This window comes from Actinomadura monticuli, assembly GCF_041463655.1.
Taxonomy (GTDB): Bacteria; Actinomycetota; Actinomycetes; order Streptosporangiales; family Streptosporangiaceae; genus Spirillospora; species Spirillospora monticuli.
The window spans coordinates 76,969-93,049 of the sequence record NZ_JAXCEI010000021.1 but is presented as its reverse complement, the minus strand read 5'-3'; the positions used below and the strand labels follow the sequence as shown (position 1 = coordinate 93,049).

General features: G+C 75.9%; 13 protein-coding genes. 3 read left to right on the top strand and 10 right to left on the bottom strand.

Annotated features, from left to right (window positions below; all coding sequences use genetic code 11):
- Nucleotides 1–43 precede the first annotated feature (43 nt).
- From SM611_RS33120 to SM611_RS33100, 5 genes are read right to left on the bottom strand one after another with little or no spacing between them, the layout of a single operon-like run.
- Nucleotides 44–1,279: a glycosyltransferase gene (locus tag SM611_RS33120; protein WP_371954275.1), complete on the bottom strand. Its 1,236-nt coding sequence runs from the start codon at nt 1,277–1,279 to the stop codon at nt 44–46.
- Complete coding sequence (locus SM611_RS33115; protein ID WP_371954274.1) at nt 1,276–2,271, bottom strand: glycosyltransferase family 4 protein; 996 nt, start codon at nt 2,269–2,271, stop codon at nt 1,276–1,278. The genes SM611_RS33120 and SM611_RS33115 overlap by 4 nt, the downstream gene beginning before the upstream one ends.
- Nucleotides 2,268–3,275 carry a glycosyltransferase family 9 protein gene (locus SM611_RS33110; RefSeq protein WP_371954273.1) on the bottom strand — a complete coding sequence of 336 codons (1,008 nt, stop codon included), beginning with the start codon at nt 3,273–3,275 and terminating at the stop codon, nt 2,268–2,270. The genes SM611_RS33115 and SM611_RS33110 overlap by 4 nt, the downstream gene beginning before the upstream one ends.
- A complete protein-coding gene (locus tag SM611_RS33105) occupies nt 3,272–4,774 on the bottom strand; it encodes an HAD-IIIA family hydrolase (protein ID WP_371954272.1) in 1,503 nt (500 codons plus the stop codon). The genes SM611_RS33110 and SM611_RS33105 overlap by 4 nt, the downstream gene beginning before the upstream one ends.
- Complete coding sequence (locus tag SM611_RS33100; RefSeq protein WP_371954271.1) at nt 4,768–6,417, bottom strand: carbamoyltransferase family protein; 1,650 nt, start codon at nt 6,415–6,417, stop codon at nt 4,768–4,770. The genes SM611_RS33105 and SM611_RS33100 overlap by 7 nt, the downstream gene beginning before the upstream one ends.
- 226 nt (nt 6,418–6,643) lie before the next feature.
- Between SM611_RS33100 and SM611_RS33095 the strand changes: the two genes are divergently transcribed.
- Complete coding sequence (locus tag SM611_RS33095) at nt 6,644–7,498, top strand: glycosyltransferase family 2 protein (protein ID WP_371954270.1); 855 nt, start codon at nt 6,644–6,646, stop codon at nt 7,496–7,498.
- Between the two features lie 19 nt (nt 7,499–7,517).
- On the opposite strand, the gene SM611_RS33090 is transcribed toward SM611_RS33095, so the two are convergent.
- Complete coding sequence (locus SM611_RS33090) at nt 7,518–8,957, bottom strand: MFS transporter (RefSeq protein WP_371954269.1); 1,440 nt, start codon at nt 8,955–8,957, stop codon at nt 7,518–7,520.
- 108 nt (nt 8,958–9,065) lie between these two features.
- On the opposite strand from SM611_RS33090, the gene SM611_RS33085 reads away from it, so the two are divergent.
- Nucleotides 9,066–9,965: a helix-turn-helix transcriptional regulator gene (locus SM611_RS33085; protein ID WP_371954268.1), complete on the top strand. Its 900-nt coding sequence runs from the start codon at nt 9,066–9,068 to the stop codon at nt 9,963–9,965.
- A gap of 33 nt (nt 9,966–9,998) precedes the next feature.
- Here SM611_RS33085 and SM611_RS33080 read toward each other — a convergent pair whose 3' ends face one another.
- The 4 genes from SM611_RS33080 to SM611_RS33065 form a co-directional block, all read right to left on the bottom strand.
- Nucleotides 9,999–10,373: a DUF6343 family protein gene (locus SM611_RS33080; RefSeq protein ID WP_371954267.1), complete on the bottom strand. Its 375-nt coding sequence runs from the start codon at nt 10,371–10,373 to the stop codon at nt 9,999–10,001.
- Nucleotides 10,374–10,377: 4 nt separating this feature from the next.
- Nucleotides 10,378–10,851 (bottom strand): YbhB/YbcL family Raf kinase inhibitor-like protein, encoded by a 474-nt coding sequence (locus tag SM611_RS33075; protein WP_371954266.1) that lies wholly within the window; start codon nt 10,849–10,851, stop codon nt 10,378–10,380.
- Nucleotides 10,852–10,872: 21 nt separating this feature from the next.
- The gene (gene mgrA / locus SM611_RS33070; protein WP_371954265.1) at nt 10,873–11,898 is read right to left on the bottom strand and encodes an L-glyceraldehyde 3-phosphate reductase; all 1,026 of its coding nucleotides are present in this window, start codon (nt 11,896–11,898) and stop codon (nt 10,873–10,875) included.
- Between the two features lie 332 nt (nt 11,899–12,230).
- Nucleotides 12,231–13,805 (bottom strand): AMP-binding protein, encoded by a 1,575-nt coding sequence (locus tag SM611_RS33065; protein WP_371954264.1) that lies wholly within the window; start codon nt 13,803–13,805, stop codon nt 12,231–12,233.
- A gap of 128 nt (nt 13,806–13,933) precedes the next feature.
- Here SM611_RS33065 and paaZ point away from each other — a divergent pair, with 128 nt between their 5' ends.
- On the top strand, nt 13,934–15,991 hold the full coding sequence (gene paaZ, locus SM611_RS33060; RefSeq protein ID WP_371954263.1) for a phenylacetic acid degradation bifunctional protein PaaZ: 2,058 nt from the start codon (nt 13,934–13,936) through the stop codon (nt 15,989–15,991).
- Nucleotides 15,992–16,081: the final 90 nt, after the last annotated feature.

Below are 16,081 nucleotides of genomic sequence, written 5' to 3'. Positions count from 1 at the left end.
TCGTGGACGGTGGACGTCCTGGTCCGGGTCCCGGTCCGCGCGGTCACGCGGCCACCTCGCTCAGGGCGGCGGCGTGCCGGTAGACCTCGGCGGTCCCGGCGGCGACGTGCGCCCACGAGTAGCGCTCGCGGGCCCGGCCGCCCGCCGCGAACCCCATCGCGGCGCGTTTCGCCGGGTCGTCCAGCAGCGCCCGGATCGTGCGGGCGGCCGCCTCCGGGTCGCGCGGCGGGACGAGCGCGCCGGTGACGCCGTCCATGACCGTGTCGAGGTGCCCGCCGACGGCGCTCGCCACCACGGGCACGCCGCAGGCCATCGCCTCCAGCGGCACCATGCCGAACGGCTCGTACCACGGGAGGGCGACCACGAGGCTCGCCGACCGCAGCAGCGGCGGCACGTCCTCGCGGCCGAGCCGGCCGAGGAACTCCACCCGCCCGGCGACGCCGGCGTCCCGGGCGACCTGCCGCAGCCGGCGCGCCTCCGGGTCGCCGCCGAGGTCGCCGCGCGGCGGCCCGCCGGCGACGGCCAGCTCGGCGTCCGGCAGGTGCGCGAGCGCCCGGATGGCGGTGTCGACGCCCTTGCGCTCGACCAGCCGGGACAGCACCACGAGCCGGTGCGGCTCCCCGCCCCCCGCGGCGGGGGCGCCGGCGGGGGTGAACAGGGCCAGGTCGACCCCGCACGGCACCACCCGGACCCGGTCGCGGTCGACGCCCATCGCCGCCAGTTCGGCGGTCTCGTCGGAGCAGGTGGCGATGACGGCGTCGGCGCCGCGCCCGATCGCGCGTTCCAGCCGGACGCGCGACGCGGGGCTCGTGTCCTTGCCGCCCTGGTGGCGGCGCTTCACGGTGCCGAGGGCGTGGAAGGTCTGCACCACGGGCACGCGCCGCGACCCCGCCGCCTGCCCGGCCTGGATCGCGGCGAGGCCGCTCATCCAGAAGTGGGCGTGCGCGACGTCGGGCGGCTCGGCGGCCCAGCGCCGCCCCAGGTACGTCCCGAAGTCGTGCATCCAGGGCAGCAGGTCGTCCTTGGCGATGCGCTCGGGCGGCCCGGCCGGGACGTGCTCGACGGTCACGCCGGGCGCGAGCCGCACCCGGTGCGGGAGGGCGGGCGCGTCCCGGCGCGTGTAGACCGTGACGTAGTGCCCCTGGCGGCCGAGCTCGGTGGCCAGTTCCGCGACGAACACGTTCTGCCCGCCGCCGTCCGCCCCGCCCAGGCCCTTGCCGGCGGGGCCGCCCCTGGCGGCGAGGGGACTGGCGTGCTCGGAGATCATGGCAATCCTCATCGCGTTACCTCCTGGAGAGTCCGCCGCCAGTCGCGCAGGAAACGCGGCAGCCCGTACCGGTCGACGGCGTGGGCCCGCGCCTCCTTGCCCATCTGGCGGGCACGCGGCGGGTCGGCGGCCAGGGCCCGCGCGGTCTCCGCCAGGGCGGCGACCCGCGTGGACAGCACCCCGGCCTCCGGCGGCACTGCCTCGACCGCCTCGGTGGTGGCGAGCGCCACCACCGGCAGTCCGAGCATCATGGCCTCGATCAGCGCGAGACCGAGGGAGGTCCACCGGTAGGGGTGGACGTAGACGCGGCGCCGGGCGAGCTCCTCGTGCATCCTCGCCTGCGGCAGGTCCTCGAACGTCCAGAGCGACTCCGGGGGGATGCCGAGGCGCCCGGGGACGCCGGCGACGTTCATGCCGAACAGGTCGAGGGGGACGGCCGACGCGAGCTCGGCGAGCAGGTCGGTCCCGGCGACGCGGCCGCGCCGGATCGGGTCGTTGATGACGACGCCGGCGCGCGGCATGTCCGCGGTGCACCGGTAGCCGGGGTCGACGACGCCGTGCTCGATGACCGTGGTCGGGGCGCGGCCGCAATTCCAGAACAGCCGGTTGAAGTGGGTGACATGCACGACCGGGATGTCGGAGCGGTCGTGCAGGAGGTGCCGGCTGTCGGGCACGACCTCCTCGGGGAGGCCCGCGTCGGACGGGGTGCGGCGCGGCGTGTCGTGCTCGACGTAGACGGCCGGGACGTCGCGGCCGGGGCGGCGGCCGAGCCATTCCTCGGCCAGCCGCAGCTCGTGCGGGCGCTGCAGGACGACGACGTCCACGTCCTCGTCGCGGAGCCGCCCGGGGGCCACCTCGACCGCCCGGTCGGGCCAGGTGAAGGTGTCCGGGCGCCCCCGGCCGTCCGGTCCGCGGTCCGGGGTCGCCGGGACGAGCGTGGTCTGCGGGCCGTGGACGAACGACGTCGCCCACGAGCCGTGCACGTGCCACATCAGGACTCTCATCGCGCGGGCACCTCCTCCGACGCCACGATCTCGACGGCCGCGGCGACCTCGTCGGCGGTGACGGACGACAGGCAGGGGTGGCCGTCGACCGGGCACTCGCGGGCGCGGCTGTCCTTGCAGGGCGCCCGCTGGTCGCCGAGCAGCGCCAGCGGGACGCCGAACGGCGCCCACCGGGCGGCCGGCACGGTCGGCGCGAACAGCGACACGACCGGCGTCCCGACCGCCGCCGCCAGGTGCGCGGGTCCGGTGTTGCCCGCGACGACGGCGGACGCGCCCGCCAGCACGGACGCCAGCTCCGGCAGGGACGTGCGCCCGCCGAGGTCGAGGCCGTCCTCGCCGGCGACGAGCGCGGTCAGCTCCTTCTCGTCCGCGTGGCCGGTGACGACGACCCGGCGGCCCGCGGCGCGCAGCAGCCGGACGGCCTCGGCGCAGCGGCCAGGCGGCCAGGCGCGCGCGGGCACCGACGTCCCGGGATGCACCACGACGTAGCCGGGCCCGCCGGTGAGGTGGTCGGTGTTGGGCAGCGGCTCCCGGACGCGCAGCCGCGTGTCGGCCGGGGACGGGAACCCGGCGTCCTCCGCGAGCGCGAGCATCCGCAGCGGCTCGGGGACGTCGGTGTCGGGCCGGTGCCGCAGGTCGAGCAGCGAACCCGGGTAGTCCTCGCTGATGCCGCCGATCCAGGGCGTCCCGGCGAGCCGCAGCAGCAGTGCGAGCGGCAGCGGCGACTGGTGGAACGAGGTCAGGATCAGCGCCCGGTCGAAGCCGCGCAGCTCGCGGACGATCCGGTCGATCTCGGCCTGCTCGACGGGCACGTGGTCGGGGTCGATCCAGGGGGCGCGCCACTCGATGACGCGGTCGACGCCGGGCAGCAGGCCGGCGGCGGCGCGCCCGCGCGGCCCGCACAGCACCGCGACCTCGTCGGCGCGCCCGGCCACGGCCCGCACCGCGGGGCCGGCGAGCAGCACGTCGCCGAGGTTGTCCTGGCGTGCGACGAGGACCCTCATCGGCGCCGCCTCCCGCCGAGGACGAGATCGACGGCGGCGTCCAGCGTCGGCGCCGTCTCCGGCGCCCGCGCGATCTCCACCGGCCGGGTCCGCCCGGTCGGGACGAGGATGCCGCGCGCCCCCGCCGCGGCGGCGGCCTCGATGTCGCCGCCGACGTCGCCGATGACGGCGCAGTCGGACGGCAGCACCCCGAGCCGCTCCGCGGCCCGCTCGATCATGCCGGGCTCCGGTTTGCGGCACCCGCAGCCCTCGCCGTCGTCGTGCGGGCAGAACTCCCACACGTCGACGCGCCCGAGCAGCTCCTCGACGCGGGCGTTGACGCGCCGCACGTCCCCGGCGCCGATGCGTCCCTTGGCCACCCCGGACTGGTTGGACACGACCCCGATCCGGACGCCGTGGCTCCGGAGCCGGTCGAGGGCGCGGCGCGCGCCCGGCATCGGCTCGACCCGCGCCGGGTCCCCGTTGTAGGGCACGTCCCTGATCAGCGTGTCGTCGCGGTCGAAGAGCACGACCCGGGGCCCGCCCCAGCTCCGCGCCCGGCGGTGGGCGGCCAGGCCCCGCGCCCGGTACCAGATCGCGGCGGGCGGGATGGCGGCACTGGTGGCCAGCATCGTCGTCACCTCTCCGGGAGTCCTCGGGCCGGGCCGGATCCGCTCCCAGGCGAACCGCGCGGTGAGCGCCGCCCACATGCCCGCGGAGGCCGCGGCGGCGGCCCGGCTCCTCGGGGCGGCCGCGACCGCGAGGAGCGCGGCGGCGGTGGTGAGCGCGTGCCGGCGGAGCAGGCCGCGGCCCTCGCCGGCGCGGGCGCGCCAGGCGGGCCCGTGCACCCGCCACATGAGGACGTCGTCGGCGTTCCCGGCCTGCGCCCGCAGCGACGCCCAGAACCCGGCGGGCCGGACGGGATGCGTGATCCGCCGGTCGCCGAGGACGAGGCCGTGGCCGGCGTCCAGGGCGCGCAGCGCCAGGTCCGCGTCCTCGCGGTAGGCGCGGCGGAAGCGCTCGTCGAAGCCGCCCAGCTCGGCGAGGACGCCGCGCCGGTAGGCCATGTCGGCGGTGATCCAGTCGGCGCTCGCGAGCCCGGCCGTGTTCCGCTCCCGGTCGGTCGGCCGGCGGCCGTCCGGCGGCGGGACGGTGACGCGGCCCTGCGATCCGCCGACCGAGGGCGGCAGGTCCGCGAGGTCGGCGGCGAGCCGCGCGGGCCACCCGGGCCCGGGCTCGACGTCGTCGTCCAGGAACGCGACCCACTCGGTCGCGGCGGCGCGCCAGCCCGCGTTCCGCGCGGCCGCGGGCCCGCGGCCCCCGGACCGGATGACCCGGATCTCCGGCCCCGCCGACGGCGGCAGCGGCAGCGGCGCGCCGGGCGCGGGCCGGTCGTCCACGACGATGATCTCGTGCGGCCCGGGACCGGGGTCCGCGTCCAGCCCGGCGAGCAGCGCGTGCAGCAGGGCGCGCAGGCTCTCCCGGCCGACGGTGGGCACGACGACCGTGTAGCTCAGCAAGCGGGCACCTCCCGGCGGCGCACCGTGAACGGCCCGATGGCGAGCAGGTCGACCGGCGCGGAGCCGAAGCACTCCAGCGCGTCGCGCGGGTCGTCGGCCATCGGGCGGCCGGCGGTGTTCAGGCTGGTGTTGACGAGGACCGGGAGGCCGGTCCGGCGGTGGAACTCCGCCAGCAGGCGCGCCACGAGCGGCTCGTCGCCCGCCGCCACGGTCTGGACGCGGGCGGTGCCGTCGACGTGCACGACCGCGGGGATGCGGGCGCGCCACTCCGGCCGGACGCGGTGGACGAACAGCATGTACGGGCTCGGCATCGGGCCCTCGAAGACGCCGGGCGCGTGCTCCAGCGCCACCATCGGCGCGATCGGCCGGAACTGCTCGCGGCCCTTGACGTCGTTGAGCCGCTCCACGTTGCCGGCGTGGCCGGGGTGGGCGAGCAGGGAGCGGTGCCCGAGCGCGCGCGGCCCGAACTCCGAGCGGCCCTGGAACCAGGCCACGATCTCGTTGCGGGCGAGGGCCTCGGCGACGGTGGCGGCCAGGTCGTCCGGCCGCTCGTACGGGATCCGGGCGGTGGCGAGCCGCTCGGCGATCGCCCGGTCGTCCCACCGCCGGCCGAGGTCGGCGCCGGGCATGCCGGTGAGCGGGTCGCCGCCGTCCCGCGCGAGGTGGAGCGCGGCGCCGAGCGCCGTGCCGGCGTCGCCCGCCGCGGGCTGCACCCAGATGTCGCCGTAGGGGCCGGCCTCGGCCAGCCGGGAGTTGGCGACGCAGTTGAGGGCGACGCCGCCGGCGAGCATCAGCCGGCGGGAGCCGGTCTGGCCGTGCAGCCAGGCCGCGAGGTCCAGCAGCACCTCCTCGAGGCGGGCCTGGACGCTGGCGGCGAGGTCGGCGAGGTCGGCGTGGTCGCGGGTCCACTCGCCGCCCGCCCCGCGGGCCTTGGCGAGCGAGCCCCAGTCGATCGCGGCGACCTCGAAGCCGCCGTCGCCGGTCGCGCGGACGTGCTCGCGCAGCTCGTCCAGGAACCGCGGCTCCCCGTAGGACGCGAGCGCCATCACCTTGTACTCGTCGCTGGAGCGCAGGAAGCCGAGGTGCTCGGTGAGGTCCTCGTACATGAGCCCGAGCGAGTGCGGGAGGCGCTGGGAACGCAGGGGGGTCAGGACGCCGTCCTCGTACGTCCCGGCCAGGTGCGAGTGCGACTCGCCCCGGCCGTCCAGGACCAGGACGTCGCCGTCGCCTGGCCCGGGCGCGGCGAGCGCTGCGGACGCGGCGTGCGCCACGTGGTGCGGGACGTACCGGACGATCCCCGGGTCGAGCCCCGGCAGCGCCGTCGCCAGGAAGTTCGGCGCCCGCTGCGCGTACAGGGTGCGGAGCCGCTCCCACTGCCGGTCGTGCCCGTCCAGGCCGGGCTCGACGAGGGCGGGGTCGTAGGAGTAGGCGACGGCGTCGAGGTCGCCGGGCTCCAGCCCGGCCTCCTCCAGGCACCAGCGGGCGGCCGCCTCCGGCAGTTCCCAGCCGGCGAACGGAACCGGCCGCTTGCCGTGCTTGCGGCGGCTGAAGCGTTCCTCCTCCGCGGCCGCGACGATCCCGCCGTCGACGACCAGCGCGGCGGCCGGGTCGTGGAAGATCGCGTTGATTCCGAGCACGCGCATGTGAGCCCCGTTTCGGCGCAGCGTTCGGTGAGTGGGGGCCGATGGCTTCGTCGCAGGCATCGGCGTTCGGCGGTCTTGCGGGAGCGAATCCCCTACAGGTGATTTCGACATTGCCGATAACGGTGGACCTAAACGCTCAAGTCAGAAAGGTCGCCGAGTGGACGAAGTGCCAGGTAGAGCAGGTTGTGCGCACATAGAGGGCTTTAGGCCGGGTAGTCGCCGTTCCATGCGCTTCACCGTCGTCGTCATCACCCGGAACCGCCGGGACGGACTGCTCGCCGCCCTCGCGCGCACGCGGACCCTGACCGAGGCGGCCCCGGTGATCGTGGTGGACAACGCCTCACGGGACGGGACCGCCGACGCCGTCGCCGCGCGGTTCCCCGAGGCCGCGCTGATCCGGTCGCCGGCCAATCTGGGCGCGGTCGGCCGCAACGTCGCGGCCGACCACGTCCGCACCCCCTACATCGCGTTCTGCGACGACGACACCTGGTGGGACCCGGACGCCCCGTCCCGCGCCGCCGACCTGCTCGACGCGCACCCCCGGCTCGCGGTCGTCACCGGCCGGATCCTGGTCGAGCCCGGCGGGCGCGAGGACCCGATCGTCCCGGAGCTGCGGCACTCGCCCGTCCCCGGGCCGCCGTGGCTGCCGGGCCCCGCGCTCGGCTCGTTCCTCGCCGGGGCCTCGATGGTCAGGACGGAGGCGTTCCGCGCGGCCGGCGGATTCTCCGCCCGGCTGTGGCTCGGCGGCGAGGAGGAACTGCTCAGCGCCGACCTGATGGCGCTCGGCTGGCAGCTCTGCTACGCCGAGGACGTCGTCGTGCACCACGAGCCGTCCCGGCTCCGCGAGCCGCACCTGCGGCGCCGCCACGGCATCCGCAACACGCTGTGGTCCACCTGGCTGCGCCGCCCGCTGCCGGTCGCCGTCCGCCGCACCGCGCGGCTGCTGCGCACGCTGCCGCGCGACCGCGTCACCGCCGGGGCGCTCGCCGAGGCCGCCGCCGGGCTCGGCTGGGTGGCCCGCGAGCGGCGCACGCTGCCGCCCGCCGTCGAGGCGGCCCGCGCCCGGCTGGCGGAGTACTGAGCGGCGGGGCGCTGAGCGGTCAGGCCGGGGCGGCGCTCCGGCCGCGGGCGAGGAACAGCGCGCACAGGGCGCCGACCAGGGTCGCGGCGGCGAGCGCCCAGCCGGTGCCGTACTCGGCGTGCCGGGTGGAGCCGCTGGCTTCGGCCAGGCCGAGGAACAGCGTGCCGGCGGTGGCGATGCCGATCACCTGGGCGAGCTGCATCAGCGTCAGGAGCAGCCCGCTGGCGTCGGCGGCGTCCGCGGCGGGGACGTGCCGCAGCGCGGTCGTCATGATGATCGGCATCACGCCGAGCCCCAGCCCGATCACCACGGTGAGCGCCTCGTAGGCCGCGCCGCCGCCGGCGAGCGGGCCGACGCACAGGTAGCCGGCCGCGGCGACCGCGAACCCGGCCGGGATCACCGGGCGGTGCCAGCGCGCCGGGAGCCGCTGCCAGTTCAGCCCGACGAGCGCGAACGCCGTCACGCACGGAACGAACGCGAGGCCCGACTCCAGCGGCGACATCCGCAGCTCGCCCTGCAGGTGCAGGGTGGTGGTGAACAGGAACGACGCCCAGCTGCCCGGCCCGAACACGATCGCGACGCAGGCCGGCACGAGCAGCGGCGCCCGCAGCACCCGCGCCGAGATCAGCGGACGCCCGCCGGCGGCGGCGACGCGGCGCTCCACGGCGACGAACAGGGCGAGGAGGACGCCGCTCGCGGCCAGTGACGCCCAGCCCCACAGCGGCCAGCCCAGCTCGTGCCCCATGATCAGCGGGACGACGAACAGCAGCACCGCGGCGGCGAGCGCCAGCAGCCCCGGCAGGTCCAGCTGCCGGCGCAGGCCCCCGGCGCGGGGCGGCTCCTCGTCGCGGGGCAGCACGCGCGGCCCGGCGGCCAGCAGCGCGATCCCGATCGGCACGTTGACGAGGAACACCGTCCGCCATCCGGTGCCGAACAGGTCGGCGCTGACCAGCAGCCCACCGGCCGCCTGCCCGGCCACGATGCCGCCCGCGATCACGGCCGAGTACAGGCTGAGCGCGCGGGCCCGGGCGGCGCCGCCGAAGTCCCGCTGGATCATCGACATGACCTGCGGCGTCAGCAGCGCGGCGGCGGCGCCCTGCGCGAAGCGGAACACGACCAGGAGGCCGATGGACGGCGCCAGCCCGCACGCCAGCGACGCCACCGTGAACCCGGCGAGGCCGAGATGGAACATGCGGCGGTGGCCGGCGAGCGCGCCGAGCCGCGCGCCGGTGATCAGCAGGACGGCGTAGGAGACGATGTAGCCCGCCACGACGAGCTGCAGGCCCGCCGCGGAGGCGTGCAGGTCCGCGCGCATGGTCGGCAGCGCGACGTTGACGATGCTCGTGTCGAGGATGCCCATGAACTGGCCGAGCAGGATGACGGCCAGCAGGAGGCCGCCGGGTCCGTTCCGCGCCCCCCGTCCGGGAACGATCCCGCGCAGTTCGGTTGTCTGTGTCATGTGCCCAAGCGTGCGGCGACGCCGGTACCCGTAACGAGAGCCTGCCGATACGGGTACTGACAGCACCTGGAAGCCGCCGCCGGCGGGATGCAGGCTGGGGGAGTGACGATGAGCAGTGCGCAGACCACCGCCGGAGGGCCCGCGGGCCGGAGCGGGACGGGGCCGCGCCGCCGCACCGAGCTGGCCGCGTTCCTGCGCAGCCGGCGCGAACGGATCACGCCCGACGACGTGGGGATGCCGCCGGGCCTGCGGCGCCGCACGCCGGGGCTGCGCCGCGAGGAGGTCGCACAGCTCGCCGGGGTCGGCGTGACCTGGTACACGTGGCTGGAGCAGGGCCGTCCGATCAACGCGAGCACGCAGGTGCTGGACGCGGTGGCGCGCACCCTGCGGCTGGACGGCGCCGAACGCGAGCACCTGTACCGGCTCGCCGACGTCCCCGACGCCGCGGTGGAGGAGCGGGCCGACCACCTGCCCGAGGACGTCCAGACGGTCCTGGACGCGCTCAGCCCCCTGCCCGCGTCGGTCGCCAACGGCCGCTGCGACATTCTCGCCTGGAACGACGCCTACTCCGCGATCTTCCCCGTCGTCGAGCACGCGCGGCCGTGCGAGCGGAACTCGATGTGGATGGCGTTCACGCTGCCGCCGTGCTGCAACCCGGTCGCGAACCTGGCGGAGACGGCGCCCGAGCTCGTCGCGATGTTCCGGCACCGCTACAGCCGGCATCTGGACGAGCCGGGCTGGAAGGACATCGTGCGGCGCCTGCAGGCCGTCAGCCCCGAGTTCGCGCGGCTGTGGGCGTCCCACGAGGTCGCGCTGGCGGGGTCGAGCACCAAGGTGTTCCGGCACCACGCCGCCGGGGAGATCCGGACCCGGACCATGCACCTCGACGTCAGCGCCGCGCCGGGCGCGCGGCTGGTCACCTACACGCCCATCGACGAGGAGAGCGGGGAGCGGATCGGCTGGCTCCTCGCCCATCCCGAGAACGCCGCCGCGGACCACCGCCACTGACGGTCCGGGCCCGTGCCGGCCGGCCGGCGGCGGTCAGTGCCGGGCGCGCCTCGCGATCACGACCAGGTCGGCCGCCGCGATGACGGCGACGGCCGCGCAGATCGCGGCCGCCGCCCACGACCCGTCCCCCTCCGCGCCCACCGCGAACACGATCGCGGCGGCGACCGCGGCGACCAGCGCGACCGCCGACAGGACCGCGCGCAGCCGCAGCGGGCTGCGCGCGTTCAGCGGCTCGCTGCCGCGCGGCTGCTCCTGCGGGTAGGGCCCGCGCGAGCCGGGGCCGTGCCAGCCGGGCCCGTACGGCTCGAATCCGGGCCGTCCCGCTTCGGGCCGTCCCGCTTCGGGCCGCTCCGTCTCGGGGGGCTCGGACTCGGGCCGTCCGGGCTCGCGCCGCTCGGGGTCGCCCACGGGATCACCTCGCGAACGTGCCGACGAGCGTCCCGGACGCCACGATCTTCTCGTCGATCGCGTCGCGCAGGTCCTCCGCGGTGAACCCGTCGCGGAGCCCGGACGGCTCCGACAGCCCGTAGAGCCGGAAGAAGTACCGGTGCGGGCCGTCGCCGGGCGGCGGCTTCGGCCCGCCGTACCCCTCGGTGCCGTAGTCGTTGCGTCCGGCGGCGGCCTCCGCCGGACGCTCCCCGGCGTCCAGCCCGGTGGTCGCCGGGTCGATGCCGGCGAGCAGCCAGTGCGCGAACGTGCCGGCGGGCGCGTCCGGGTCCTCGCAGGCCAAGGCGAGCTCCACCACCTCCTCGGGGGCCGGCGACCACTCCAGCGGGGGCGAGAGGTCCCCGCTGTCGTGCGAGTACTCCGACGGCATCAGCGCGTGATCGCGGAAAGCGGCGCTCCGCAGCGTCATCTCCTCCATGCGCTGGTCGTGCCCGGTCACGCCCCGTCGATGCACAGGTGATCAGCCGGCGCTGGAGGCCGCCCAGATGTTGATGCCCGCCTCGACCGCGTCCCGGTCGATCGCGGCGAGCTCGTCGGCGGTGAAGTCGAGCCGGTCCAGGGCCGCGAGGTTCTCCTCCAGCTGCCGGACGCTGCTCGCGCCGATCAGCGCGGAGGTGACCCGGCCGTCCCGCAGCGACCAGGCCAGCGCGAGCTGCGCGAGCGACTGCCCGCGCCCCTTCGCGATCTCGCCGAGCGTCCGGACGTGCCGCAGGTTCTCCTCGGTGAGCAGGCTGGAGGCGAACGACGTGCCCTTGCTGGCCCGCGACCCCTCCGGGATGCCGTCGAGGTACTTGTCGGTCAGCATCCCCTGCGCGAGCGGCGAGAACGCGATGCAGCCGACGCCCTCCGCGCCGAGCGTGTCGAGGAGCCCGCCCTCGATCCAGCGGTTGAGCATCGAGTAGGACGGCTGGTGGATCAGCAGCGGCGTCCCCATCTCCCGCAGGATGGCCGCGGCCTCCGCCGTCCGCTCCGGGGAGTACGACGAGATGCCCGCGTACAGGGCCTTCCCGGACCGGACGGCCCGGTCCAGCGCCCCCATCGTCTCCTCCAGCGGCGTCTCCGGGTCGAACCGGTGGCTGTAGAAGATGTCGACGTAGTCGACGCCCATCCGCCGCAGCGACTGGTCGAGGCTGGAGAGCAGGTACTTGCGCGACCCCCACTCACCGTAGGGGCCCGGCCACATGTCGTACCCGGCCTTCGTCGAGATGACGAGCTCGTCCCGGTACGGCGCGAAGTCCTCGCGCAGGATCCGGCCGAAGTTGACCTCCGCGGACCCGTACGGCGGCCCGTAGTTGTTGGCCAGGTCGAAGTGCGTCACGCCGAGGTCGAACGCGCGCCGCAGGATGGCCCGCTGGACGTCGATCGGGCGGTCGTCGCCGAAGTTGTGCCACAGCCCCAGCGAGATCGCCGGGAGCCGCAGCCCGCTGCGCCCGCACCGCCGGTAGGGGATCCGCTCGTACCGCTCGGCGTCCGCCGCATAAGTCATCGGGATGTCCTCCGTGGTGACCCCGCCGTCAAGGGAAAGGCGGCCGCCACCGGGGGCGCCGCCGTCCACCACTCTTTCACCGGAACGCCTCCGGTGTCACACCGGTGCCGCAGGGGCGTGAGGCGCGGCGCCGCAGGTGGGGGGCTGGTTCATCGAGCCCTGCCCCTGCGCCGGACCCGGTAGGCCCAGATCGCGAAGCCACCGCCACGGCGACGGCGTCGGCCTCCGCTCCGTTGCTCTGCAGGCGCACTTCCGGGACAAGGGCGAGCAGGCAGAAAGCGGTGAAGAAGACGGCCGCGATCGCCCGGCCCTTCGCGCGGCTGATGCCGCGCTCACGCGGACGGGGAGCCGGCGCCGGGGAGGGCGTTCTTGACGACCTTGCCGGCCGGGTTGCGGGGGAGGGCGTCGAGGAAGACCACGTCGCGGGGGACCTTGTGGCGGGCGAGGTTCGCCGCGACGTGCTTCTTCACGTCGTCCTCGGTGAGGCCGCGCGCCACGACGTAGGCGCGGAGGCGCTGGCCGAACTCCTCGTCGGGGACGCCGGCGACGGTGGCCTCGGCGATGGCCGGGTGGGCGGCGAGGAGGTCCTCGACCTCGCCCGGGTGGACGTTCTCGCCGCCGGACACGATCATGTCGTCGGCGCGCCCGTCGACGTGCAGGCGGCCGGCCGCGTCGAGGTGGCCGAGGTCGCCGACCGCCATCAGGCCGCCGACCTCCTCCTTGCCGCCCCCGCCGGTGTAGCCGCCGAACCGGGCCGGGGTGTCGACGAAGATCCGGCCGGTGGCGCCGGGCGGGACGGGGCGGTCGTCGTCGCCGAGGACCGCGACGGTCGTGCCGGCGGGCGGGCGGCCGACGCAGCCGGGGGCGGCGGCCAGGTCGTCCGGGGTGGCGATCGTGATGCAGGATGCCTCGGTCGAGCCGTAGAAGTTGTAGAGGACCGGGCCGAACGCCGCCAGCGCGCGGCCGCCGAGCGCGCCGTCGAGCCGCGCCCCGCCCGTCATGACGACCGTGAGCCGGGACAGGTCGCGGGACTCCAGGCCGGGCGTGGCCAGGATCCGGCTCAGCATCACCGGGACGGCGACGAACGACGTGCAGCGGTGCTCCTCCAGGTCGTCCAGCACCCGTGCGGCGTCGAAGCGGCGGCGCAGGACGAGCGTCGACCCGAGGCTCAGCGCGAGGAGGGCGGAGGTGAGGCCGAGGCCGTGGAACAGGGGCGGTCCGACGAACATCGCCTCGCCGCCGCGGAACGGCACCTTCGACAGGATGCCGCCCGGCAGCGCCAGCGACCGCGGCTGCGCGCGCGGCGCGCCCTTCGGGCGTCCCGACGTGCCGCTGGTGAGGATCACCATGGACCCGTGCCGGGGCGGCGCGGGCGGCGGCGCGTCGTCCGCGCCGGCGATGAGGCCGTCCATGTCGGACTCGGTGAAGCGCGGGAGGTCCAGGCCGTCCACGATCGGGGTGAACTCGTCGTCGTGCAGCAGGGCGGTGACGCCTTCGCGCTGTACGGCGTCGCGGAGCTGCGGCGCGGCGAAGTCGGTGTTCAGGAACAGGACGGACGCCCCCGTCTTGGCCGCCCCCGACATCCCCTCCAGGAGGCCGCGGTGGTTGCGGCAGAGGACGCCGACCGTCCCGCCGGCGCCGACACCGCGGGCCAGGAGTGCGTTGGCCAGGGCGTTGCAGCGGCGCTCCAGCTCGCCGAACGTGAGGCTCCCGCGGTCGTCGACGAGGCCGGTCCGGCCGGGGAAGCGGTGCGCGGGCAGGGCGGTGGCGGCGCCGAGCGGACCGTAGGCGCGCATCGCCCGGGCCGTGGCGGCGAGGGCCCGCGGCGGCATCGGGCCGATCATCCCGGCGCGGACGGCGGCCCGGAGCGCGGTGAACTCGGCGATGGCACGGGTGCGCGGCAGCATGCCCGCAGCGTAGTGAAGCCCGCTGATTCACCTGACACCGCCCAGGAGTACACAAACGGAGCGTCCGCCGGCTGTCATCTCTGCGAGGCGTGAACGGGGCCCGAAAGTGGCAAGAAGACTCAGGAGATATGGACGAGGAGGTCCCGGTGGTCGTGCTGCGCAGTTACGTGTCGGGTTCATGGCGTGCCCCCGCGGACGCGGGCGTGCCGTTGCCCGACGCCGTCACGGGGGAGGAGGTCGCCCGGATCTCCTCGGCGGGGGTCGACATGCGCGCCGCGCTGGAGTACGGGCGGGCGGCCGGCGGCCCGGTGCTGCGGGAGCTGACGTTCCACCAGCGCGCGGCGCTGCTGAAAGCGCTTGCCTCTCATCTGAGGGAGCACCGCGAGGAGCTCTACGCGCTGTCGGCCCGGACGGGCGCGACGCTGGACGACGCGAGGTTCGACGTCGACGGCGGCATCGGGGTCCTGTTCGGCTATGCCGGCAAGGGGAAGCGGGAGCTGCCCAACGACCGGGTGCTGATCGAGGGGGACGTCGAGCCGCTCGGCAAGGGCGGGACGTTCGTCGGGCAGCACCTGTGCACGCCGGCGCGGGGCGTCGCGGTGCAGATCAACGCGTTCAACTTCCCGGTGTGGGGGCCGCTGGAGAAGCTCGCGCCCGCGTTCCTCGCCGGGGTGCCGAGCCTGATCAAGCCGGCGAGCCAGACCGCCTACCTGACGGCCCGGCTGGTCGAGCTGATCGTCGAGTCGGGCATCCTCCCCGAGGGCACCGTGCAGATGGTCTGCGGCGACCCCCGCGACCTGCTCGACCACCTCACCGAGCAGGACATCGTCGCCTTCACCGGGTCGGCGTCCACGGCCCGGCTGCTGCGCACCCACCCGGCGATCGTCGCGAACGCGGTGCGCTTCAACGCCGAGGCCGACTCGCTGAACTGCTCGGTCCTCGGCCCCGACGCCGTGCCCGGCACGAGGGAGTTCGACCTCTACGTCGGGCAGCTCGTCACGGAGATGACCGTGAAGGCGGGCCAGAAGTGCACGGCGATCCGCCGCGCCCTCGTGCCCGCCGCGCTCATGGACGACGTCGCCGAGGCCGTCCGCGACCGGCTGGCGGAGGTCACGGTCGGGAACCCGGCCGACCCGGCGGTGCGGATGGGCCCCCTCGCCACCCTCGGCCAGCGCGAGGAGGTGCGGCGCTCGCTGAAGGCGCTCATGGACGCCGGCCGCGCCGTCTTCGGCGACCCCGGGCGCGTCGACGTCGTCGGCGCGGACGCCGAGCGCGGCGCGTTCCTCTCGCCGGTCCTGCTGCGCGCCGACGACGCCTCCCGCGCCGAGCCGCACGAGGTGGAGGCGTTCGGCCCGGTCAGCACGCTGCTCCCGTACGAGGGCGCCGAGGAGGCGGTCGCGCTGGCCGCGCGGGGGCGCGGCAGCCTCGCCGGGTCGGTGGTGACCGGCGACCCGGACTTCGCGCGGGACGTCGTCCTCGGCGCCGCGCCCTGGCACGGGCGGCTGCTCGTGCTGAACGCCGAGGACGCCGGGGAGTCCACCGGGCACGGGTCGCCGCTGCCGCCGCTCGTGCACGGCGGCCCCGGCCGCGCCGGCGGCGGCGAGGAGATGGGCGGCGTCCGCGGGGTCGTGCAGCACATGCGCCGCACCGCCGTCCAGTCCGGGCCCGCGATGCTGACCTCCATCACCGGGCGCTGGGTGCCCGGCACCGACCGGACCGTCACCGACGAGCACCCGTTCCGCAAGCACCTGGAGGACCTCCGCGTCGGCGACACCGCCGTCGGCGGCCCCCGCACGGTCACCCTCGGCGACGTCGAGCACTTCGCGGAGTTCACCGGCGACACCTTCTACGCCCACACCGACGAGGAGGCCGCCGCGGCGAACCCCTTCTTCGGCGGGCGCGTCGCGCACGGCTACCTGGTCGTGTCGTTCGCGGCCGGGCTGTTCGTCGAGCCGTCCCCGGGGCCCGTCCTCGCCAACTACGGGCTGGAGAGGCTGCGGTTCCTCACGCCGGTCAAGCCGGGCGACGAGCTGACCGTCACCCTCACCGCCAAGCAGATCACGCCGCGCGAGGGCGCCGACTTCGGCGAGGTCCGCTGGGACACCGACGTCACCAACCAGGAGGGCGCCTCGGTCGCCAAGTACGACGTGCTGACCCTGGTGGCCAAACGCCCGAGGCACGGCTGACCGGCGCCGGCCGTCGAGACGGGCGAGCATGCCATCTCATGTAGTGATCGATAAGAACCGCTTGCCCTTCTCCCCTCGACAGCGCCGCGC